General features: G+C 35.7%; 25 protein-coding genes and 1 tRNA gene. 12 read left to right on the top strand and 14 right to left on the bottom strand.

Annotation, left to right across the window (positions count from 1 at the left end):
- Positions 1-27 precede the first annotated feature (27 nt).
- The 6 genes from C8N46_RS08150 (at position 28) to C8N46_RS08125 (ending at position 5,253) form a co-directional block, all read left to right on the top strand.
- Complete coding sequence (locus tag C8N46_RS08150) at positions 28-714, top strand: SDR family NAD(P)-dependent oxidoreductase (protein ID WP_108114386.1); 687 nt, start codon at positions 28-30, stop codon at positions 712-714.
- 3 nt (positions 715-717) lie between these two features.
- Positions 718-1,179, top strand: coding sequence for a TspO/MBR family protein (locus tag C8N46_RS08145; protein ID WP_108114385.1), 462 nt, complete (start codon positions 718-720; stop codon positions 1,177-1,179).
- 4 nt (positions 1,180-1,183) lie between these two features.
- Positions 1,184-1,687, top strand: a complete 504-nt coding sequence (locus C8N46_RS08140) for an SRPBCC family protein (protein WP_108114596.1) — start codon at positions 1,184-1,186, stop codon at positions 1,685-1,687.
- Positions 1,688-1,735: 48 nt separating this feature from the next.
- Positions 1,736-3,037: a cryptochrome/photolyase family protein gene (locus tag C8N46_RS08135; protein ID WP_108114384.1), complete on the top strand. Its 1,302-nt coding sequence runs from the start codon at positions 1,736-1,738 to the stop codon at positions 3,035-3,037.
- A 152-nt stretch (positions 3,038-3,189) separates the two neighbouring features.
- Positions 3,190-4,167, top strand: a complete 978-nt coding sequence (locus C8N46_RS08130) for a fasciclin domain-containing protein (RefSeq protein ID WP_108114383.1) — start codon at positions 3,190-3,192, stop codon at positions 4,165-4,167.
- Between the two features lie 252 nt (positions 4,168-4,419).
- Positions 4,420-5,253 carry an OmpA family protein gene (locus C8N46_RS08125; RefSeq protein ID WP_108114382.1) on the top strand — a complete coding sequence of 278 codons (834 nt, stop codon included), beginning with the start codon at positions 4,420-4,422 and terminating at the stop codon, positions 5,251-5,253.
- Between the two features lie 63 nt (positions 5,254-5,316).
- On the opposite strand, the gene murA is transcribed toward C8N46_RS08125, so the two are convergent.
- The 3 genes from murA to C8N46_RS08110 all read right to left on the bottom strand — a co-directional run bounded on the left by murA (position 5,317) and on the right by C8N46_RS08110 (position 7,680).
- A complete protein-coding gene (murA, locus tag C8N46_RS08120; RefSeq protein WP_108114381.1) occupies positions 5,317-6,624 on the bottom strand; it encodes a UDP-N-acetylglucosamine 1-carboxyvinyltransferase in 1,308 nt (435 codons plus the stop codon).
- 21 nt (positions 6,625-6,645) lie between these two features.
- The gene (locus tag C8N46_RS08115) at positions 6,646-7,287 is read right to left on the bottom strand and encodes a DUF4290 domain-containing protein (protein WP_108114380.1); all 642 of its coding nucleotides are present in this window, start codon (positions 7,285-7,287) and stop codon (positions 6,646-6,648) included.
- 102 nt (positions 7,288-7,389) lie between these two features.
- A complete protein-coding gene (locus C8N46_RS08110) occupies positions 7,390-7,680 on the bottom strand; it encodes a DUF493 family protein (RefSeq protein ID WP_108114379.1) in 291 nt (96 codons plus the stop codon).
- 224 nt (positions 7,681-7,904) lie between these two features.
- Here C8N46_RS08110 and C8N46_RS08105 point away from each other — a divergent pair, with 224 nt between their 5' ends.
- The 5 genes from C8N46_RS08105 to C8N46_RS08085 all read left to right on the top strand — a co-directional run bounded on the left by C8N46_RS08105 (position 7,905) and on the right by C8N46_RS08085 (position 12,454).
- Complete coding sequence (locus C8N46_RS08105; RefSeq protein ID WP_108114378.1) at positions 7,905-8,450, top strand: AAA family ATPase; 546 nt, start codon at positions 7,905-7,907, stop codon at positions 8,448-8,450.
- Positions 8,447-10,351: a RecQ family ATP-dependent DNA helicase gene (locus tag C8N46_RS08100; RefSeq protein ID WP_108114377.1), complete on the top strand. Its 1,905-nt coding sequence runs from the start codon at positions 8,447-8,449 to the stop codon at positions 10,349-10,351. Before C8N46_RS08105 ends, C8N46_RS08100 begins: the two co-directional genes overlap by 4 nt.
- Positions 10,348-11,295 (top strand): methionyl-tRNA formyltransferase, encoded by a 948-nt coding sequence (gene fmt / locus C8N46_RS08095; RefSeq protein WP_108114376.1) that lies wholly within the window; start codon positions 10,348-10,350, stop codon positions 11,293-11,295. Before C8N46_RS08100 ends, fmt begins: the two co-directional genes overlap by 4 nt.
- A 179-nt stretch (positions 11,296-11,474) precedes the next feature.
- Entirely contained in the window at positions 11,475-11,750 is a 276-nt protein-coding gene (locus tag C8N46_RS08090) for an HU family DNA-binding protein (RefSeq protein ID WP_317046692.1), read from the top strand.
- 134 nt (positions 11,751-11,884) lie between these two features.
- Positions 11,885-12,454, top strand: coding sequence for a YqgE/AlgH family protein (locus C8N46_RS08085; RefSeq protein ID WP_108114374.1), 570 nt, complete (start codon positions 11,885-11,887; stop codon positions 12,452-12,454).
- A gap of 206 nt (positions 12,455-12,660) precedes the next feature.
- Here C8N46_RS08085 and C8N46_RS08080 read toward each other — a convergent pair whose 3' ends face one another.
- Both C8N46_RS08080 and C8N46_RS08075 read right to left on the bottom strand, forming a co-directional pair.
- Entirely contained in the window at positions 12,661-13,497 is an 837-nt protein-coding gene (locus C8N46_RS08080) for an aminotransferase class IV (protein ID WP_108114373.1), read from the bottom strand.
- A 53-nt stretch (positions 13,498-13,550) separates the two neighbouring features.
- Positions 13,551-13,937 carry an START-like domain-containing protein gene (locus C8N46_RS08075; protein WP_108114372.1) on the bottom strand — a complete coding sequence of 129 codons (387 nt, stop codon included), beginning with the start codon at positions 13,935-13,937 and terminating at the stop codon, positions 13,551-13,553.
- A 133-nt stretch (positions 13,938-14,070) separates the two neighbouring features.
- On the opposite strand from C8N46_RS08075, the gene C8N46_RS08070 reads away from it, so the two are divergent.
- Positions 14,071-14,144, top strand: a tRNA-Met gene (locus tag C8N46_RS08070).
- A 149-nt stretch (positions 14,145-14,293) separates the two neighbouring features.
- Here C8N46_RS08070 and lanM read toward each other — a convergent pair.
- From lanM to C8N46_RS08025, 9 genes are all read right to left on the bottom strand, one after another.
- On the bottom strand, positions 14,294-15,832 hold the full coding sequence (lanM, locus tag C8N46_RS08065) for a type 2 lanthipeptide synthetase LanM (RefSeq protein ID WP_108114371.1): 1,539 nt from the start codon (positions 15,830-15,832) through the stop codon (positions 14,294-14,296).
- Positions 15,833-15,850: 18 nt separating this feature from the next.
- Positions 15,851-17,035, bottom strand: a complete 1,185-nt coding sequence (locus tag C8N46_RS08060) for a glycosyltransferase (RefSeq protein ID WP_108114370.1) — start codon at positions 17,033-17,035, stop codon at positions 15,851-15,853.
- A 131-nt stretch (positions 17,036-17,166) separates the two neighbouring features.
- Entirely contained in the window at positions 17,167-17,397 is a 231-nt protein-coding gene (locus C8N46_RS08055) for a hypothetical protein (protein ID WP_108114369.1), read from the bottom strand.
- A gap of 35 nt (positions 17,398-17,432) precedes the next feature.
- The gene (locus C8N46_RS08050; protein WP_108114368.1) at positions 17,433-17,780 is read right to left on the bottom strand and encodes an NHLP leader peptide family RiPP precursor; all 348 of its coding nucleotides are present in this window, start codon (positions 17,778-17,780) and stop codon (positions 17,433-17,435) included.
- A 32-nt stretch (positions 17,781-17,812) separates the two neighbouring features.
- Entirely contained in the window at positions 17,813-18,160 is a 348-nt protein-coding gene (locus tag C8N46_RS08045; protein ID WP_108114367.1) for an NHLP leader peptide family RiPP precursor, read from the bottom strand.
- Positions 18,161-18,255: 95 nt separating this feature from the next.
- Positions 18,256-18,600 (bottom strand): class IIb bacteriocin, lactobin A/cerein 7B family, encoded by a 345-nt coding sequence (locus tag C8N46_RS08040; protein WP_108114366.1) that lies wholly within the window; start codon positions 18,598-18,600, stop codon positions 18,256-18,258.
- A 65-nt stretch (positions 18,601-18,665) separates the two neighbouring features.
- On the bottom strand, positions 18,666-19,022 hold the full coding sequence (locus tag C8N46_RS08035; RefSeq protein WP_108114365.1) for an NHLP leader peptide family RiPP precursor: 357 nt from the start codon (positions 19,020-19,022) through the stop codon (positions 18,666-18,668).
- A 262-nt stretch (positions 19,023-19,284) separates the two neighbouring features.
- On the bottom strand, positions 19,285-21,252 hold the full coding sequence (locus C8N46_RS08030; RefSeq protein WP_108114364.1) for an adenylate/guanylate cyclase domain-containing protein: 1,968 nt from the start codon (positions 21,250-21,252) through the stop codon (positions 19,285-19,287).
- A gap of 15 nt (positions 21,253-21,267) precedes the next feature.
- The gene (locus C8N46_RS08025; protein ID WP_108114363.1) at positions 21,268-21,597 is read right to left on the bottom strand and encodes an NHLP leader peptide family RiPP precursor; all 330 of its coding nucleotides are present in this window, start codon (positions 21,595-21,597) and stop codon (positions 21,268-21,270) included.
- Positions 21,598-21,604 lie beyond the last annotated feature (7 nt).

Genomic DNA, 21,604 nt, shown 5'->3' with positions numbered 1-21,604 from the left:
AAATATAAATTTATCAACCTATATTACATGAAAACTATTTTAGTAATTGGAGGTAGCAGAGGTATTGGCGCTGCTATTATAGCATCACAATTGGAACATAACCATAAAGTGATAAACATCAGCCGAAATGCTCCTGAAATAACTTCCAATAACTTAACGCATTACAGTTGTGATGTTTTAGAAGATGAACTTCCCGATTTGGAATCCATAGACGCACTTGTGTATTGTCCAGGAAGCATCAACCTAAAACCCATAGCACGATTAAAAATTGAAGATTTTAAACACGATTACGACATCAATGTGATTGGTGCTGTAAAAAGCATTCAAAAATATACTCCTGCTTTAAAGAAAGGGACAAATCCTAACATTTTATTGTTTAGCACAGTAGCTACACATTTAGGAATGCCTTTTCATGCTAGTATTGCCGCAGCAAAATCTGCTGTAGAAGGCTTGGTGAAAACATTGGCTGCGGAATTTGCTCCCACAATTCGCGTCAATGCAATTGCCCCAACTATTACCAATACCGATTTGGCAAGTAAGTTGTTGCGCAACGACAAAATGATTGAAAATATTACAGAACGTCATCCTTTAAAAAAATATTTAGAACCAACAGAAGTAGCGGATATGGCAGACTTTTTAATTTCTGACAAAGCGCGTTCTACTTCCGGACAAATTTTCACAATCGATTGTGGTATTGTAAGTGTCAAATTATAAGCAATGAATTTTTACGTACGACTCATACTCTTTTTACTCATCAATTTTGGCGCTTTAGGATTGGGTGCTTATTTAATGAATAATGGACCACAATCTACTTGGTATGCAGAATTAGACAAAGCTCCATGGACGCCGCCAGGTTGGGTATTTGGCTTTGCGTGGACTACCGTGATGATTTGCTTTTCAATATATATGGCTAAACTTACAGAAGCAAAAAACATCAAAATTATTCTATTATTATTCGTCATCCAATTCGTGTTGAATGTAAGTTGGAATTATGTTTTTTTCAATCAGCACGATATGTTGTTGGGAATGGTCAATTTGATTCTCTTAACAGGAATTATTGCGGTAATGATGTTAAAATTTAAGTCGCAAACACAAATTTATACACTATTTATAGCACCTTATTTTATTTGGTTGATAGTCGCCAATTCTTTGAATGGCTATATTTTATATTCAAACTGACACTATGCAGAAATTTAGCACGAAAGGAATTGTGTACCGATTGCACAACAAACAAAACATTCCCATATCTCTTGAAGAGGCATGGGATTTTTTATCAGATCCAAAAAACCTGAAAACCATTACGCCCGATTATATGTGTTTTGACATTCTCACGGAAGAACTTGGGGAAATGTACGCTGGACAAATTATACAATACATCGTTACGCCTATTTTCAATATCAAAACTCATTGGGTAACGGAAATTACGCATGTACAACATCAGCATTATTTTGTGGATGAGCAGCGTTTTGGTCCGTATTCCATGTGGCATCACAAGCATTTTATCAGAGAAATTCCTGGCGGTGTGGAAATGGAAGATATTATTGACTATAAAATTCCGTTCGGCTTCTTGGGAAGATGGCTGCACCCAATTTTGGTAAAACCAAAACTCAAAGAAATTTTTGAATACCGAACTAAAAAACTAACTGAACTCTTTGGTTCTTATGAAATTAACCAAGCTGATTCTTGAAAAAAGACTTTTGACAAGTTTTATCTGACTGAAAAAATAACAATATACATGAAAGATACCTACATACTTTTTTGGCATCGACGCGATTTACGTATCAAAGACAATATTGGACTTTACAATGCCCTAACTTCAGGTCATAAAGTCATTCCGATGTTTATATTTGATAGTGAAATTTTGGACGATTTGCCTAAAAATGATGCACGTGTGACTTTTATCCACAAAGAATTGGAAAAAATAAACGACACACTCAAAGAAAACAATAGTTCCATCAACGTACAACATGGAAAACCGATAGAAGTCTTTAAAAAAATAATAGATACACTTGATATAAGTGCTGTATACACCAATCACGATTACGAACCGTATGCTACAAAACGAGATAAAAAAATTGCTGAATTGCTAAAGGAGCACGATATCGAATTTAAAACCTTTAAAGATCAGGTAATTTTTGAAAAAGAAGAAGTTCTAAAAAATGATGGCGATCCGTATGTAGTGTACACGCCATATTCCAAAAAATGGCTCGAAAATCTCACCGAAAAAAAGTATCAAAGTGTTGATTGTGAGTCCAATTACAAGAGCTTTGCTGAAAAATCATTCGACTTTCCTTCGCTTGAAGATATTGGTTTTGAAGCATCTGATATTCAACCTGTTCCGTTCAGTTTGGACGATGATTTAATTGACGAATACGAAGACACACGCGATTATCCTGCCAAAGATGGAACTTCCAGGTTGGGACCTCATTTGCGTTTTGGAACGATTAGCGTTCGAAAATGTGTTCAACATGCGTTGGAATCTAAAAATGATACATTTTTAAAAGAATTGATTTGGCGCGAATTTTTTATGCAAATTTTATGGCATCATCCCGAATCGGCCAAAAACAATTTCCGCTCAAAATACGACGGCATCCAATGGCGCAACAACGAAGACGAATTTAAAGCGTGGTGCGAAGGAAAAACCGGCTATCCAATTGTAGATGCAGGCATGCGTCAACTCAATGAAACTGGTTATATGCACAATCGCGTTCGTATGATTACAGGAAGCTTTTTATGCAAACATTTATTGATAGATTGGCGTTGGGGCGAAGCGTATTTTGCGGAAAAACTACTGGATTTTGACCAAGCACAAAATGTTGGAAACTGGCAATGGGTTGCAGGCACAGGTTGCGATGCTTCTCCGTATTTCCGAATTTTTAATCCCACTTCACAAATTAAGAAGTATGACAAGAACCATACATACATTAAAGAATGGGTAAAAGATTTTGGAGAATCCTCGTATCCAGAAGAAATTGTAGAACATAAATTTGCGCGTGAACGCTGTTTGGAAACGTACAAAGAAGGGATTGAAGATTAAAAAAAGTTGTTTTTTGTTTAACTATTATGTCGATTTAACAAACAATTAACATATTTTGTTTAATATAATATTGATTTGATTAAACAAAATTAGTATATTTGTAATGATCGAAAAAGAAAAAATTAATTAATCACAAAAAGCAATAAATTGTTATGAAAAAGAAAACAACTTTCATCCTAATGGCTTTTGTTATGTCGCTGTTCACACTAACCTCGTGTAGTGACGATGACAATACTACAGTCAATTTACCAACAAGTAATACCATTGCAGATTTTGTAGCTGCAAATCCAGATTTCAGTTCTTTAGGCGCTGCATTGGATAGAGCAGGTTTAACTGCAGTTTTAGATGGTTCTGTAGAATACACAGTATTCGCACCAAACAACGCTGCATTTGACGCATTTTTACAAGCAAATGGTTTTGCAAATCTAGAAGCAGTTCCTGTAGATGTATTAACACAAGTATTATTAAATCACGTGGTTTCAGGCACAAACACATCTACAGACTTAGCAACTGGATATATTGAAACATTAGCTGAAGAAGCAACCACTGGAAACAACATTAATATGTATGTAAATACAGCTGATGGTGTATTATTAAATGGTACTACATCAGTAAACTTATCTGCGGCAGATATTGACGTTGATAACGGAGTAATTCACGCAGTAAATTCTGTAATATCATTACCAACTGTTGTAACATTTGCAACAGCCGATTCAACATTTGGTTCATTAGTAGCAGCGTTGACAAGAGAAAACACATTTACATACGTAGCAACGTTAAGCACCACTGGAAGTCCAGCACCTTTTACAGTATTTGCGCCAACAGATCAAGCATTTGCTGATTTAGTAGCAGAATTAGATGGTGTGAATTCTCTAGCTGACATTCCAACAGCAACCCTAGAAGCTACTTTAAACACACACGTTGTGGCAGGTTCAAATGTGCTATCAACATCATTAATGAATGATATGATGGTAAGCACATTGGGAGATAGTTTTACTATCAACACAACAGGCGGAGCAACGTTTACAGATTTAAACGGAAGAACTGGTAATATTATCGTAACAGATGTACAAGCAGTAAATGGAGTTATCCATGCGATTGACAAGGTAATTTTACCAAACTTAAATTAAGATATATCACAAGTTGGCAAAACACTAACAACGATTTTGCGAACTTATACAATTGAACCAATGGTTTAGCCATTGAAGTTCAGGCAGTGAATGGTGTAATTCATGTTGTTAATAAGGTTATTTTACCGAATCTAAATTAGGTGTATTAGATTCAAAGAAAACCATTTTTAAGACTGGTAAGGGCAACTACATGTTAGTTGCCCTTATTTTTTGCATATATTTTTGTACCTTTTTGAGCGGAAAAGGGAACGCATGAAAAAACTACTTGTCATTTGGTTTTGCAGTCTTAGCTTCTGCTTAGCGCAAGAAGTTGAGTTTGATATTTATTTTGATTCTGGACGATTTTCTTTATCCTCTAAACACACCAAAAAACTACATCAAAAACTTTCTGCTTTAGACAGCACCATCACGTATAATTTTATTGTAAGAGGTTATACCGATTTTGTGGATACCGATAACTTTAACTTAGAATTATCCAAAAACAGAGCAACTGCGGTCACTTCATTTCTGAATGAGCATTACAAATCACTCATACATTCTATAGAAAAAGAAGCAAAAGGCGAACTTCCTACCGAAGAAGAAAAGCAAAATGAACGTATTGGTGTGCAAGAGCATCGAAAGGTTTCTATCATCATTTCAAAAAATGATGACAAGCCAAAAGTAGTGAGCCGAAAGCAAAATATATATGTAGTTCCTGTAAAAAAACTTCGCGTGGGTAACTCCTACTCTTTTGGTCGAATTAATTTTAAAATTGGAAGAGTGGCACTTATGAAATCTTCCAAAAAAGAATTGGAGAAATTGGTGAGTTTTTTACGTAAAAACAGGTCTATTCATATTGAAATTCAAGGACATGTGTGTTGTGGCGGCGATGACATTTCGGATGCGTATAATAAAGATACAGGCACGCAAACACTGTCTGTAGACAGAGCGCGCTTCATCTACAAATATTTAATCAGCAGAGGCATTTCTGAAAAGCGATTGACCTACAAAGGATACGCTTTTACTTCACCGTTATATTTCCCAGAAAAAGGCAGACGTGATAGAAGCGCCAACCGACGCGTAGAAGTGAAAATCACGAAAGTGTAACAAAAAACGCCAAACAGAATAAAATTCCGAATGACGTTTTTGTGATTTTTATTGTGTTGGTAGTTACAAACGTACAATCTTCGCTCCTATGGCACGTAAACGTTCGTCTATATTTTCATACCCTCTATCTATTTGTTCAATATTGTGAATAGTGGATGTTCCTTTCGCTGATAACGCTGCAATCAATAATGAAATTCCCGCTCTAATATCTGGAGAAACCATTGTGGTTGCTTTCAGTTGTGACTTAAAATCGTGACCAATAACACTTGCTCTGTGTGGATCACAAAGAATGATTTTTGCGCCCATGTCAATCAATTTATCGACAAAAAATAAACGACTTTCAAACATTTTTTGATGAATCAATACACTTCCGCGTGCTTGCGTTGCTACAACTAATACAATACTTAGCAAATCTGGTGTAAATCCTGGCCATGGCGCGTCGGCAATCGTTAAAATAGAACCGTCAATATAGTTTTGGATTTCGTAACCATCCGCATGGGCTGGCACATAAATATCGTCTCCTTTGCGTTCAATAGTAATTCCTAATTTTCTAAATACATCAGGAATTTGTCCTAAATCGTCCCAACTTACATTTTTTATCGTCAGTTCACTTTTTGTCATGGCAGCCAACCCAATCCAACTCCCAATTTCAATCATATCTGGAAGCATTCTGTGGTCGGTTCCGCCTAGCTTTTCAACACCTTCAATTGTCAATAAATTAGAACCAACTCCGCTAATTTTTGCGCCCATTCGGTTCAGCATTTTACACAATTGCTGTAAATAGGGTTCGCACGCGGCATTATAAATGGTAGTAGTTCCTTCTGCCAATACAGCTGCCATCACAATATTTGCCGTTCCTGTTACCGAAGCTTCGTCTAACAGCATATAAGTTCCGTGTAACTTTTCGGCTTCTACGCCGTAGAAATAATCTTCCCGATTGTATCTAAATTTCGCGCCAAGCTTGATAAAACCTTCAAAATGGGTGTCTAATCGTCTACGACCAATTTTATCGCCGCCTGGTTTCGGAATGTATCCTTTCCCAAAGCGCGCCAATAAAGGACCAACAATCATGATAGAACCACGCAATCCACGACCTTCTTCTTTAAATTGCTCCGATTCAAGATATTTAAGATTGATATCGTCGGCTTGAAACGTGTACGAACCTGGTCCGTTTTTTTGAATATTCACGCCCAAGTTTCCTAAAAGCATGATTAATTTATTCACGTCAACAATATCTGGAATGTTGTTAATTGTCACTTTTTCAGGTGTGAGCAAAACGGCACATAAAATTTGTAATGCTTCATTTTTAGCTCCTTGTGGTTGAATACTTCCTTTTAACTGATGACCACCTTCAATCTTAAAAGTCCCCATAAAATATGATAATGTATAGTGTTAGTAACGTTTTCTGTTGCTACGATTTTTACTAGTTCGTTGTTGATTCTTATTGTTGGAAAATTTCTTCTTATTTTTCATTAGGTTGGAAGCTTCCGATAAATCTTCATCTTTCGCCGCCAAGTTAATTTTTCCATTACTCAACTCCAACAAATGTTTAAAAATTACCTCATCTTCAACCGTATCTTTATTCCAATTGAGATAACATTTTTTCATGTGATTGGCAATGGCATATTCCAACGCTTCTTTCATATCGCCATCTTCCCACTTGTTTGCCACATCAATCATACGCTTGATATTATTTCCATAGAAGCGATATTTTGGAAAGTTTTGAGGATATCCCAACGGTTCAGGACGTTCTTGCAATACTTCTTTGGATGGTTTTGGAAAAGGAGAATCGACGTCCAATTTAAAATCAGACATAATAAATAATTGATCCCACAATTTGTGTTGGAAATCAGGCACATCGCGCAAATGCGGTTGTAAATTTCCCATCACACCAATAATGGCTTTTGCTTGTTTGTTTCGTTCTTCTGCGTCTTCTGTTGCAACGGCAATGTCAATCATTTTTTGAATATGTCGTCCATACTCAGGAATAATCAAACGTTGACGTTCTGTATTGTACTCTAGCTGCTCAATCAAAATAAATAAATTTGTGTAGTATGTTATTGAAGTAAAATAAAGTTCGTGTGAAGATTATTTTGTGCTTGCAAAATAGTAAAAAAAATCTAGATAACTCCGTAGTTACAGAGAAATTATGCCTTTTACCTTGCTAGCTTCCTTATATTTTTCTATCACAGCATCGGCACTTTTCATATTTGCTGTAATGGTAACACTTGTGTAGGTGCCTTTAGACGATTTTTTAGTATCAATAACAGCGCCTAAATTGTCAAAAATTTGATGTACTTCTTGAATGCGTTCTTCTTGCGAAGGAACAATAAATTTGTACATATATAAGGTTGGAAATTGGGTAGTTTCTTCTAATTGTGTTTTCAGTTTTGCATAAAACGCTTCCGAATCGTTTTTAGAACTCATACTGTCTTTTTTTCTTAGTGAATGGCAAAGATACAGCTTCTTTGAAAATTTTTATAGTTTCTCTTGTGGGATTGTTTTTTGTTTTCTGTGGATTCGTTGATTTGTTTATTTGTCATCTGAATTATTTTAGACGAACACCAAACACCCAAAACCTAATACCCAAAAACCCAAACATTTCATACTTCACAACAATTTGCGTAATTTTACATCATAAATTATCCAGATTGAACACAAAAAGAATACTTATTATCGGCGGACCAGGTACGGGAAAATCAACATTGATTACTGCTTTGGAAGAAAAAGGTCATGTCTGTTTTCATGAAATTTCACGCGAAGTCACTGCTGCCGCTCAAAAAAAAGGCATTGAGCAATTGTTTTTGACGCAACCATTATTGTTTAGTGAATTGCTATTAAAAGGAAGAATTCAACAGTTTGAAGATGCCGAAAATCTCAATACAGCGTATGCTTTTTACGATCGTGGAATTCCGGATATTGCTGCGTACATGGACTATTCTGGTGATGAATATCCTGCCATTTTCACAGATGTTTGCAAAGATTATGTATATGATAAAACATTTATTTTAGCGCCTTGGAGAGAAATTTACCAACAAGATAATGAACGTTACGAAAGTTTTAAACAAGCGCAAATCATTCAACAATATTTAAAAACGACCTACGAAAAACACAATTACGATTTAATCGACGTGCCGTTTGGCACCGTGGAAGAACGTGTGGATTTCATTTTACAGACTCTTAATAACGAAGAATGACCAAATCGCTTGCACTTTTAGAAAAATATTGGGGACATACTTCGTTTCGTCCGTTGCAAGAAGATATTATAAACGCGGTTATTCAACAAAAAGATACCTTAGCCTTATTGCCCACTGGTGGTGGAAAATCGGTATGTTTTCAAATTCCAGCTTTACAACTAGACGGTATTTGCATTGTGATTTCTCCCTTAGTTGCGTTGATTCAAGACCAAGTGGCAAATTTGAAAGCAAATGGCATCAAAGCCATTGCCTTAACGGGCGGATTAAAACAAACAGAGATTAGCGATTTACTAGACAATTGCGTGTACGGCGATTATAAGTTTTTGTACCTGTCGCCTGAGCGTTTGCAGCAAGAAATCATTCAAGAACGCGTCAAACAAATGCCTGTCAACCTAATTGCAGTTGATGAAGCGCACTGTATTTCGCAATGGGGAAATGATTTTCGCCCAGCCTATAAAAACATCAACACGCTTCGAGAATTACTTCCTGATGTTCCGTGTATTGCATTGACCGCAACAGCAACTCCGACGGTTGTACACGATATTGTAGAAAGTTTGCATTTAAAAGAGGTACAGCAATTTCAACAATCATTTACACGTGAAAATATTGCATACACGGTGTTAGAAACCGAAAATAAAGTACTGACCATTGAGAAAACCTTGCGCAAATATCCACAGTCGTGTATTGTGTATGCGCGCAATCGGAAAAGTACGGTGCAAATTCACGAAGCGCTCTCACGAAAAGGGTTTACGAGTGTATTTTTTCATGGTGGACTTTCGTCAGAAGCGAAAAAAAAGAATCTACAGCTGTGGCTGAATGGAAAAGTACAAACCATCGTTGCTACGAATGCTTTTGGAATGGGCATTGACAAACCTGATGTTAAAAACGTGATTCATGTGCAATTGCCCGATAGTTTGGAAAATTATTACCAAGAAGCTGGACGCGCAGGACGAAATGGCGAATATGCCAATGCTATCATTTTGACAGATGCGAACGATATTGAAACGCTAAAAAAGCAATTCATTGACAATTTACCAAGTGTCGATTTTTTAAAACTGGTGTTCCGCAAACTGTGTAGTTTCTTTCAAATTGCCTACGGTGAAGGGTATGATACCAAACACGCGCTGGCTTTTTACGAGTTTTGCAAAACCTATCAATTTCCCACACAAAAAACCTACACCGCTTTACAATTGCTAGACAGACATAGCGTGATTCAACTTTCGCAGAATTTTCACAGAAAAACCGCTTTAAAATTCATCGTAGATCATTACAATTTGATGCAGTATTTGGACAACAATCCAAACATCAGTCTGATTACACAAGCCATTTTGCGAACCTACGGAGGCGCATTTGAGCAGAAAATTAACATCAATACACACTATTTAGCGCAAAAATTAGGACTTTCGAAGGAGAAAATTTCAGCAACCATTCAACAGTTGGCAAAAGATGAAATTATTACGTTAGAGGAAATCCAAACCGATGCCGAGATTACTTTTTTAGTCGCACGTGAAGACGATAAAACCATTCATCCGATTGCAAGAGACGTAGAACACCAAAACGAATTAAAAAAGAAGCGTGTTCAGGCAGTCATTCAATACATTAAAAATTCGGATACGTGCAGAAATATTCAGCTTCTCTCCTATTTTGGAGAACAAACTTCGACACCTTGTGGCATTTGTTCTGTCTGTAAAGCTAAAAAAACAGTGAAGCCAGACACATCTTTGCAATTGCTGGTGCGCGATGATATTTTAAAAGTTTTAAAAGAAAAACCTATGACTTCAACCGAAATCTGTGCGATGTTGCCTTACAGAGAAGCGTTGATATTAGAGATAATTCCGTTACTTTTGGAAGCGGAACAAATACAATTAACAGACACACATACGTACACTTATACTATATGAGAGATTTAAGAATCGTTTTTATGGGCACGCCCGATTTTGCTGTAGCAACATTAAAAGCTTTACTAGATGCTAATTACAAGGTTGTTGGCGTCATTACTGCACCGGATAAACCGGCAGGTCGCGGACGCAAGATGCATCAATCGGCAGTGAAAAAATTTGCATTACAACAAAATTTGACCGTTTTACAGCCGACCAATTTAAAACGACCTTCATTTGTAGAGGAATTAAAAGCCTTAAACGCGAATTTACAAATTGTCGTTGCCTTTAGAATGTTACCAAAAGTCGTGTGGCAAATGCCAAAGTATGGCACCTTTAACTTACATGCGTCTTTACTTCCAAATTACAGAGGTGCTGCGCCTATTAATTGGGCAATTATAAATGGTGAAACCAAAACAGGCGTTACGACTTTCTTTATTGATGAAAAGATTGATACGGGCGCGATGATTTTTCAAGAAGAAGTTACAATTGAACCTACTGAAAACGCAGGTTCGTTGCACGACAAATTAATGACCGTAGGAAGCGCGTTGGTGGTGAAAACTGTGCAACAGATAGAAAAGGATAATGTCAGCACGACCATTCAATCAAATTCAGACGATGTACAAACGGCATATAAAATTCATAAAGAAACTTGTAAAATTGATTGGACAGCTACCATAGACCATATATATAATAAGATTCGTGGTTTGAGTCCATATCCTGCAGCTTGGACGACTTTATATAATGGAGAGGAATCGTATAATATCAAAATATATGAAGTTGAGAAGGTGTTAGAATCGCACGAATATCCTATTGGCAGTGTAGTAAGTTCTAAAAAAGAAGTCAAAATTGCTGTGTCTCAAGGATATATTCTGTTGAAAGTAATACAACTGCCTGGAAAGCGCGCTATGGAAATTAGTGCATTGCTAAACGGTTTTCAATTCGAAAAAGAGGCAAAAGTCTTGTAACCCTTATATTTACTGATATAAGAGAAAAACAATAAAAAATGGGCATGTTTATTAACAATCGTATGAAGTTATCAACAAAAACCCGCTTTTCCCGCGCTATTACTTGCATGACAAAGAAATCCGTATAAATTTGTAGTGCTTTTAAAAATAATGTTTAACCAACAATTAATAATTCAACGATTATGAACAAAACAGAATTAATTGACGCAATGGCTGCTGATGCAGGAATTTCTAAAGCTGCTGCTAAAAAGTCATTGGAATCATTTTTATCAAATGTAGAAGGAGCTTTAAAAAAAGGTGATAGAGTTTCTCTAGTAGGTTTCGGATCTTGGTCAGTTTCAGAAAGAGCTGCAAGAGAAGGAAGAAATCCACAAACTGGAAAAACTATCAAAATTGCTGCTAAGAAAGTAGTTAAGTTTAAAGCAGGTTCTGATTTAGGAAAAGCTGTAAACTAATTGTATTTATACATAAATTAGGCAAAAAGCACTCAAATTTGAGTGCTTTTTCGTTTTAAAAAGGTTACTATCAACAGTCATATTTGATTATTCCGTTTTTTTTTAATAGATTTAAGTAACCTAAAAAATAATAAATGATAGCCTTAAATCCCGACAAAGGACATCTTTTAATTGCTGAACCATCCATTATTGGAGACGTATCTTTCAATAGGTCAGTTGTTTTGCTAGCTGATCATACCGATGAAGGATCGATTGGTTTTATCTTAAATAAACCGCTAAATGTCCATCTGTCGGATTTAATTCCGCAATTTTCAAACGCCAAAACATCGTTCAAAGTGTACAATGGCGGTCCTGTAGAACAAGATAATTTATATTTTATCCATAAAATACCACATTTGGTACCTAATAGTATAGAAATTTCGCTGGGGATTTATTGGGGCGGCGATTTTTCTTCTATTATTAAATTGTTGGAAGAAGATAAATTACAGCAAGATGACATCAAGTTCTTTTTAGGGTATTCTGGCTGGCACGCCAATCAATTGAGTGAAGAGTTGAACTCCAATTCATGGATTATTATTGAAAACGAGTTTAAGAAAGAAATCATTTCCAAGTCTTGCAAATCTATTTGGCGCAAAAAAATGATGGAATTGGGCGGCGAGTATCTAATTTGGTCCAATGCACCTGAGAATCCGAGTCATAATTAATTGGGTGTTCACTTCGACAAGCTCAGTGTAAAGGTGTTGGGTTTTTGGTCGCTTTGCTTTTTTTGTTTTTTGTTGATTTGTCTTGCCTCTTGATACTAGACTCTTGTCTCTTTGTTTTTTTTTCGATTTGTTCTTTGTTGTTTCTTAACTATTTTTTCTGAGAACTGAAAACTGTTGACTGAGAGCTGCCAACTGAAAACCGAGAGCTACCCAAGGCGAATGCGCATGTTTAATTTTGCGAGCAAATCTTTTGCCACAGTATTTCCAAATTGCTTTTTTCGATATTTTGTGATGGGAACAATTCCTTGAATGACATTTGTGATAAAAAACTCGTCTGATTTTTGAATTTCAAAAGGCGAGATGCTTTCTTCTTTCAATTCATAATCGGATGTTTTTTCTAAAATTTCCACTAATTGTTTGCGCAAAATTCCCTTTAGGCAACCATCGGTAATCGGTGGTGTTTTGATGGTATTTCCTTTTACCAAGAAAATATTTCCATTTAATGCTTCTATCACATTTTTATCTTCATTCACCAATAAACAATTGTCCAAGTCGTTTTCTTTCGCATAAATACTTCCCAATACGTTTGTGATTTTATTATTGGTTTTAAGTGTAGAAAGCAATCCTTTGTTGATATAGAAATCTTTGTATAAATCAACTTCGTAAGCGTCTTCAGACAGTAGATAAAATGGCGATGCAAGTTCGTTGGCAGTAATTATATATGCCACATCGTTGGACGTTGGTAAGTACAGTCCGCCATCGCCTCTATATACTGTAAAACGCACACGCGCATTTTTTAATTCTTTGGCTTTCAGCAATTTTAAAATTTCTTCTTCTAAAAATTCCATTGTAAAATTCATCGGAATTTCCATTCGCAAAATACGCATCGATTCCATGAGTCTAAAATAATGGTCTTCCCAAAAGAGGATTTTATCAGCCACCACTCTCAAGGTTTCAAACAATGCATCTCCATATTTTATTCCTCTATTTTCAACATTTAAAAGAGTCGTTTCAGCACTGATATTTCCATTAAAATTCACCATAAAAAAAGCCTTGATTTTCTCAAGGCAAATATACTTTTTATAAATGGTTTTTCTTAACGAGAACCCAAAACTTGTTTTAAATCTCCGATTTGATTTTCCCAGAGCATTTTAGCTTCTTCCAGTTCATCTTCATCAGTATGATCAATTACAATTAGCGACACATCTTTCGTAATTTCATCAACCACAATCTTCATTTCAAAATAATACGAAGTATCTTCATCATCTTCCCATTGGAAACGAATACGCTCATTATTTTTCTTACCGAGCAACTTAGCTACTTCTTCGCTATCGTCCCAAATAAACGTAAACAATTCTCCACGAGAATTTACATTATCCGCAAACCATTCAGAAAGTCCTGAAGGTGTTGACAAATATTGAAACAAAAGTTGTGGTGAAGATTGTATGGGGAATTCAATTTCGTATTTAACTTTATCTGACATATTGGTATTCTTGATTATGTTGCTGACAATATATACATTAATTGATAAGTTTAAAAGAAAAGAATAAAAAAAATAATTTTTATGGATTATTTGCACTAAAAAAAATTGTTCCTATATTTGCAGCCGCAAACAAGGCGAGGTAGCTCAGTTGGTTAGAGCGTCGGATTCATAACCCGGAGGTCTCGGGTTCAATTCCCGATCTCGCTACGAAGATAAAATAGACTCTAAGTGACTATTTACACGGTTTTCCTCTTTTGGAAAACCGTTTTTTATTTGTAGAAATCCCAAGGTACTTGACAGTTGAATGACTTAAAAACTGTTGATGCAATTATTGACAGTATTTTTTATGAAGCATTTTATAATGCTATGCTTTGTAAAATCAGTTTTTTTTGATGTGCTAAGTCTTCTGTAGAGAGCTTTTGTAATTTTCTTTCTAAGTTTTCTACACAACTGAATTCAAAGAAGTTTTGTAGTACGCCAAATTCAGTTTTTAAATCGCGTGAGGAAGCATCAATTTCAAAGTATGGAACATCGCCTTGTAACATTTGGTGAATTTCACTTTTGAGAATGAGATGCAATTCAGAGTCTTCTGGTACATTTTTAAACGCTACCGATAAATATTCTTCAATTTTTTTAGCATAGTTTTTTTTATCCGTTAAATTTTTAGGCAATTTCATGTATTCTAAAATTTTCACATATACATTGGTCGGTCGCCAAATAAAACGAAGGGTTTTCGCTTCAAAATGCTTTATGGGTGTTTTTTTATCAAACAGTAGAAAATCGCGATGCGTCATAAAGAGCTGATAACAGGCTTCAAAACCTTGTAGCAATTCTTTCGCATATTTATCTACAAATTGCTTTTCACCTCGATATTCAGGCACGTTATTTTTAATAAAATCCTGTTTGGTCATTTTGGTGACAATTTTCCAATCGTTAGTAAATTCATGAATGCTCATTTTTTTGAAACCTTCCAAATGCGTTTCTTTTGAACACCCAAACCCGCACATGCCGACAGGAAAACCTTTGTCATTTCCTTGATTAGGTAATAACAAACTGCTCAACACGGTGTCTTGCTCGGTTTCTTTGTCAAATGCCTTAAAGAACTTTTTTAAGTTGTCGTATATTTTTGGTTGAATGATGGTTTCGTGATCTATCAAAATAGGCGTCGCATTGTGAACAATCAAGTTTTCATAATGAAAATCAGAAGCATTTAACACATAGGTTACTGCTAATAGAATTCCCGCTCTGTGGTAATATTTAGCGATTTCGTCAGACGATTTTAGCGATTCGTAAGTCACAAATTCTTGCCAATGATAACTGCCTTTGTTGTATGTTTTATACCCAAAATCACCCATATCTAAATATTCACTAATCCACTTTAGAAACGCGTGATATGCCGTTGTAACTTCGCCATTACTAGGCTTGTAGACAATTTTTTGTTGCTTATCAATTTCCACAATTGTGGTTGATTTTCCATGATGAAAATCGCCCAAACCGATATTGATGTTGGAAACGCGTGCAGTTGACTCAGAAAGTATTTTTGCGTTGTACAATGCTTTTTTGTCTACGGCAAATTGTGACAATAATGTAGCTACAAAGGCTTCTAGTTTTGTTTCTTGACGTGTGAGAAGTGTATTGGCATGCGGATAATTTTCTTTAATAATCGTTTCGCGCGTATGCGGAAAATCGGTAACAAATGTTGAAAATTTAGCATGCGTGTGTTGCGCTTTGTATTTATCAAAACAATCATACAAAATTCGCTCATTTTGAACATACATAAAACGATTCAACTCGTGTAATAGCTTGTTTTTCAACACACTATTTTGACTCACAAGCGCCTTCACTGTTGTCAAATCAAAAAAATCTGCATGTGGTGTATGTGGTGTTGTTTGCATGCTATGAACTGTGTTTGCTTATCCCGCAACTGCCATGAGTTGATTGTATAACGTTTCTTTTTCTCGATAGTCGTTGAATATGTTTCGAAACGTATTCAAATTGGTTTGATAGCTGTCATTTTCTAGTAAATCGGTCAACGCTGAGAAAATTTCGTCCACATCCGATTCTAAAGGGTGCAGCTTTTTCCCCAAACCTAAACTTTCAATTCGTTTGGTATTGTAAGGTTGATCGCGCGTAAGCGGAAAACACAACATCGGTGTTTGTGCATAAATGCATTCTTTGATAGAACCTATTCCTCCATGGGTAATCATCAATTTAGAACTATATAAAAGTTTGTTTTGATCGAACCAGCTGACCAAGTTGATATTTTCATCTGCACAAGCTTGCATCAAATCGTTTGTCAATACACCATCGGGAATGGACAGTATAAATTTATACGAAGCATCTTTCTCGCGTAACAACTTGCTACAGGCAATCACTTTTTCCACAATTTTATTAATCACCAAAGGAAATTGCTTGCTATATGAACCCATGGAGAATAGAATAACATTATTCTTTTCCGGAATTTCCTCACTCAAATCATTCCCACCAATAATGGCTTCCGAATATTCTACATTTTGCTGTTGGTACTTGGCGTCAATGTCCATTTCTTTTGGACAGAGAATAAATTCTTTAAAATCTTGATAGGTTTCATCAATCACTGTTTCCATGTCTTTTTCTGGTGTGTGTAGTATGCTTTTAACGAGGGTTTGTATATCGCTACTCGCAGTTTCGTAATGAAAATTGTATAAAAACTTTGGTGTGAATAATTCACCGCGCATTAAAATATTGACGCAGCAGTACTTGATTTCGTTATATTTTTTCTTGAAGAATGGCAACAAGTACGATATGTAGTATGAGAATAATATCATGTCTGGTTGTACGTCTTGCATGATGCTATCTAATTGCCCTTTTGCAATTCCTTGAAGCGTTTTGGTATCAAAAAAACCTAAATCGACCGTATTGACTACATTTTGCTTTTCCAAGTCAAATATTTCCGAAGCCATGTATGTATAAGGTTGTTTCTGAAAAAAAGAATGATTTTCGTTACTTCCACAAAATACCACACGATGTCCTTTGCTTTGAAGCGTTTTGGCAATGCCAAGCATGGGAATATTGTGACTGATATCGTTATCGCAAAATAGTAAAACAGCTTTTTTCATGGTGATGTTGGTATTATTTTTTGAATAGACTTGATGCTTTTACGTTTGCAGAACTCATGATTTATGTTGATTCGCAAGTAATAACAACAAATTCCCAAAACATTTTGGGAATCATTTATAATGTGAAAGGATTATTTTTTTACGTAAAATCCCATAATAAATAAAATAACGCCTACTATACAAAGCACTACTGTAAGCGTAGTGTATTTTTCTTGTTTTCCAAGCATAAAGGCTACAATACCTAAAAAAAGAACACAAATTCCTATCCAATTTAAACTACTCAATTTATCCATTTTGATTATTTTTTTAGTTAAAAAATGAGCTCCCTCAAGCGGAAAACCTAATCTCAAGGGAGCAAACATATATAAATGTATTACGAAGTATCTGATTCACATGTTTAGAAAAGTATTGCTCCTACAGCTACTCCAGCGGCTAACACTGTAAAGTATGCTGCTACAGGTGTTACTCCACCAGCTACTAACTCTAATTGTTCATCAGATAGCTGCAACTCTTCTAAGTTTGGCTCAGCAGGAATGTTGAAGTAAATCGCATTAGCTTCTGAACTTTGATCTCTTACCACTAATCTTTTTCCTTCTGGAAGATTGATTTCGTTTCCTGTAAACTTCTCCAACGTTGCTACAGGATCAGCGATTAAAGCTTGCTTAAAAGCTTCGTCTTCCCAACACTTTGCAATCACGCTTCTCATGATTTGCTGTGCAGCTTCTTGTTTTTTAGTTAATTCCATCGTTTATCTATTTATCTGATTCGAATTATTTCTTAGAAAAGTGTGCTTCCTACAGCAACTCCAGCAGCTAATACTAAGAAGTATGTTGCTACAGGCGTAGCTCCACCAGCTACTAATTCTAATTGCTCATCAGATAATTCTAATTCGTCTAAGTTTGGCTCCGCAGGAATGTTGAAGTAGATTACGTTTGAATCAGCACTCTGATCTCTAACAACGATTCTTTTTCCTTCTGGTAAGTTGATTTCGTTTCCTGTAAATTTCTCTAATGTCGCTACAGGATCAGCGATTAATGCTTTTTTGAATTCTGCATCTTCCCAGCACTTAGCGATTACACTTGTCATGATATTTTGTGCTGCTTCTTGTTTTTTAGTTAATTCCATCGTAAAAAAGTTTTAATTGGTTTGTATTTTATTTAATAGTTTGATACTTGTTGAGTTTCCCTAAATGTGCTCAACGGTTTTTGTGTTGTTTGTGATTACTCAGCTAATGCTCCAGCGATTACTCCTACTAAGAAAATTCCTCCGTAGATTACGATTGGCGCAACTCCACCTGCAACCATTTCTAATTGCTCGTCAGACAATTCTAATTCAGAAACATCAACTTGTCTTGGAATGTTTAAGTAAATTGTGTTAGGATCTGTTTGGTCTTCTACAACGATGTGCTGTGAACCTTTTAAGTTTAATTTTTTACCTGTAACTTGCTCAATAGCAGCTTGAGGATTGCTAATTAATTGTTGCTTGAATTCTGGGTTCTCCCAAGCTTTAGCGATTAATGTGTTCATTAACTCTTGTCCTTCTTGTTGTTGTTTTGTAAATTCCATTTTGCTTGTTTTTAAAAGTTTATATTAAAGATTTGATTATGAATATTAAAAATTGATTGGTTTGTTTAACTTATACGTCCGTCTTTACTTGGATTTGTTGGTGTTGGTAATATGGGTAACATTACGTATGCTGGCCATATAATTCCACCTCCCGCAACTACTTCCAATTGCTCTTCAGACAATTCCATATCTTCCATATTTGGCTCTGCAGGAATATTTACATAAATCTTTTCTTGCGAGGTCTGATCTCTTACTATTAATGTCTTCCCTTCTGGAAGTTGTACACGTTCTCCAGTTGCCTTTTCAATAGCATCTAGTGGATTTGCAATAAGTGCCGCTTTAAACGCATCATCGCTCCATGCTTTGTGAATTATTTTTTCTAATAATTCTTGAGATTTCTGTTGAGAACTTGTAGGTTTCATATGGCTACTTTTATTTCTTATTCTTTGTTTACAGTGTAAAGATATTCGTATCTTTTTCTACAAAAACGACAAAAATTCCGTCAAAACTGTTTCTTACAAATTCATCTTAGGCGTGAATTATTTTATTTATAATTCTTAAGATTTACAGTGAACGTTTGTAAGCTTTTCATTTCTATTTTTTGTTTCTTACTCTTTATTTATAGTGTAAATATATTAGTATGTTTTTCTATAAAAACGACAAAAATTCCGTCAAAACTGTTTCTTAGGTATTTCTCTTGGAAACGAAGTACATTTTTAGTTCTCCTTTGCCTTTCGCCGTTATTTTTCCGCGATATTCAAAGGATAAATCGGCTTCATTTTTCACCAATTCGTAGGTATGGTGACTGATATTGACTTTGCCCACTGCGCCATTGCTTTCCATACGACTTGCAATATTGACCGTATCGCCCCAAACATCGTATTGAAATTTTTTCACACCTACGATTCCTGCCACAATAGGTCCTACATGAATTCCGACGCGCATTTCAAAAGCAGGTTTGTTTCTTGCTTCGTTTTCGCGTTTTCTTTTCTCTACAAATTGTTGCATCTCCAACGACGCCAAAATGATATTTTTTACTGCATTTGCGTCTGGTTTTGGCAAACCGCCAGCAGCCATGTACGCGTCTCCAATAGTTTTGATTTTTTCTATGCGGTGTTTTTCAATGATGGCATCAAATGCTTTGAAACACACATTGATTTCTTCTACCAGTTCTTGTGGTGTTAAATGTGAAGCGGTTTCGGTGAACGATTTGAAATCGGTAAATAATATGGACGCCGTTTCAAAGTCTTGCGCGTCTACATATCCTTTTTCTTTCAATTCGTCCGCAACTTCTATTGGAAGTATGTTGTGCAGTAAATGCTCCGAACGGTCTTTCTCTACTTGCAATCGCGCTTTCGATTTTTTCATATAGCTCAATCTTCCAAAAATGGCAAGCGCAATGATGACCGCAAAACAAACCGCAATGATAAAAATGTTACGCTGTTTTTCCTTTTTGGCAACCTCTTCTTTGTGTTTTAGTTTGAGAATACGCTCCTTTTCAACATTCGCAATACTGTCCAACAACATTTCTTTCTCAAATTCCATATTCAAAATTTTGTCAGAAGTTTGCTTTAAGTTCAAACTGTCGCGCAAAGCGTACATTTGTTCATTATATATAAGCGCTTTCGCGGGATTGTTCGTTAACTTATACGCATCGTACAAACATTTGCAAGCTTCTTCTTGAATGGAAATGACATCAATTTCTTTGGCGATGTTGAATCCTTGCTCACAATTGTTAATTGCTTCTCTTTTGTTGCCGAGTTTTTGCTTTACAAATCCCAACGCAATCAATGCGGAACTTTCGTGCAGACTACTTTTTGCTTGTCTTGAAATTTCCAACGATTTGTTATAATTGCGAAGTGATTCTTGCAAATCGCCTTTTGCTTCATATAGTTTCCCCAAATTGTACAGCACTTCTGCCTGTGTTTGGTTTTGATTGGTTTTGATGGAAAGTGCTAGTGCGGTTTCAAAGTTTTGAAAAGCAGCTTCGTAGTTTTGTTTTTTTTTGTAAATGCTTCCAATACTGCTCAATACTAAAGAAAGTGCTTTTTCATCATTGGTTTTTTGGTAGATGTTTTCTGCAATTTCAAAATGTATTTTGGCATTTTCAAAATCATTGAGTTGCATGTAAATGTTTCCGATATTTTGTGTAGTTCCTGCAACTTGCGCTTCATTTTGCATTTCTTCATGCAATTTCATCGCTCTTTTATAATGATCGAGCGCTTTTGGAAAATTTCCTAAGTAGTAATAAATCGCGCCTTTGTTGTTGGTGGAAGAAGCAATCCCTTTTGTAAAACCCGCTTTTTCAAAATATTCTCTGCTATTTTCGAAATAGGTCAATGCTTTGGCAAATTCGCCTTGATAATAATAAATCGTCGCAATTTGATTGTAGCAATCGGCAATGGATTTGTTGTTTTGTAAATTTTCAAAAATGGCAAGACTTTCTTCTACCGCTTCCATTGCTTTTTGAAAATCACGTTTTTTAACTTGTTGCTTACTGAGTTGAAACAGGCTATCTGCTTTTAGTTGTAATGAGTTAGCTTGTGCAACTTCTTGTCCAAATTGCACGCTTGACATAAAAACGAAAAAGAGAAACATGAACCAAGTACGCTTCTCTTTTCCAAAGGAATATTTTTTTTTAACCAATTTCATTATCCCTATATCTTTTTATCCATCTGTCAATCCGTTTAATGAATCGGCAGAATCTTGAATTACAGCGCCTGGCAAAGAACCGCCACCAGCTACAATTTCAAGTTGCTCTTCTGTTAGCTCCATATCGTCCATTGATTTCTCTGTTGGAATGTTGATATAAATAGAAGAAGCATCCGTTTGATCGCGCACTACAAACTTTTTCCCTGCTGGAATGTTTAAACGCGTTCCTGTTAGTTTCTCAATCGCGTCCAAAGGATTTGAGGTAAGTTCCTGCATAAAAGCAGCATCTTCCCAAGCTTTGAGAACGATTGTCTGAAATAATTTTTGTTCTTTCGTTAGTTCCATAATGTTT

The sequence above is a fragment of the Kordia periserrulae genome, assembly GCF_003054265.1.
GTDB classification, from domain to species: domain Bacteria; phylum Bacteroidota; class Bacteroidia; order Flavobacteriales; family Flavobacteriaceae; genus Kordia; species Kordia periserrulae.
The sequence above is the reverse complement of the archived record's forward strand: the minus strand, read 5'-3'. Positions and strand labels throughout refer to the sequence as shown.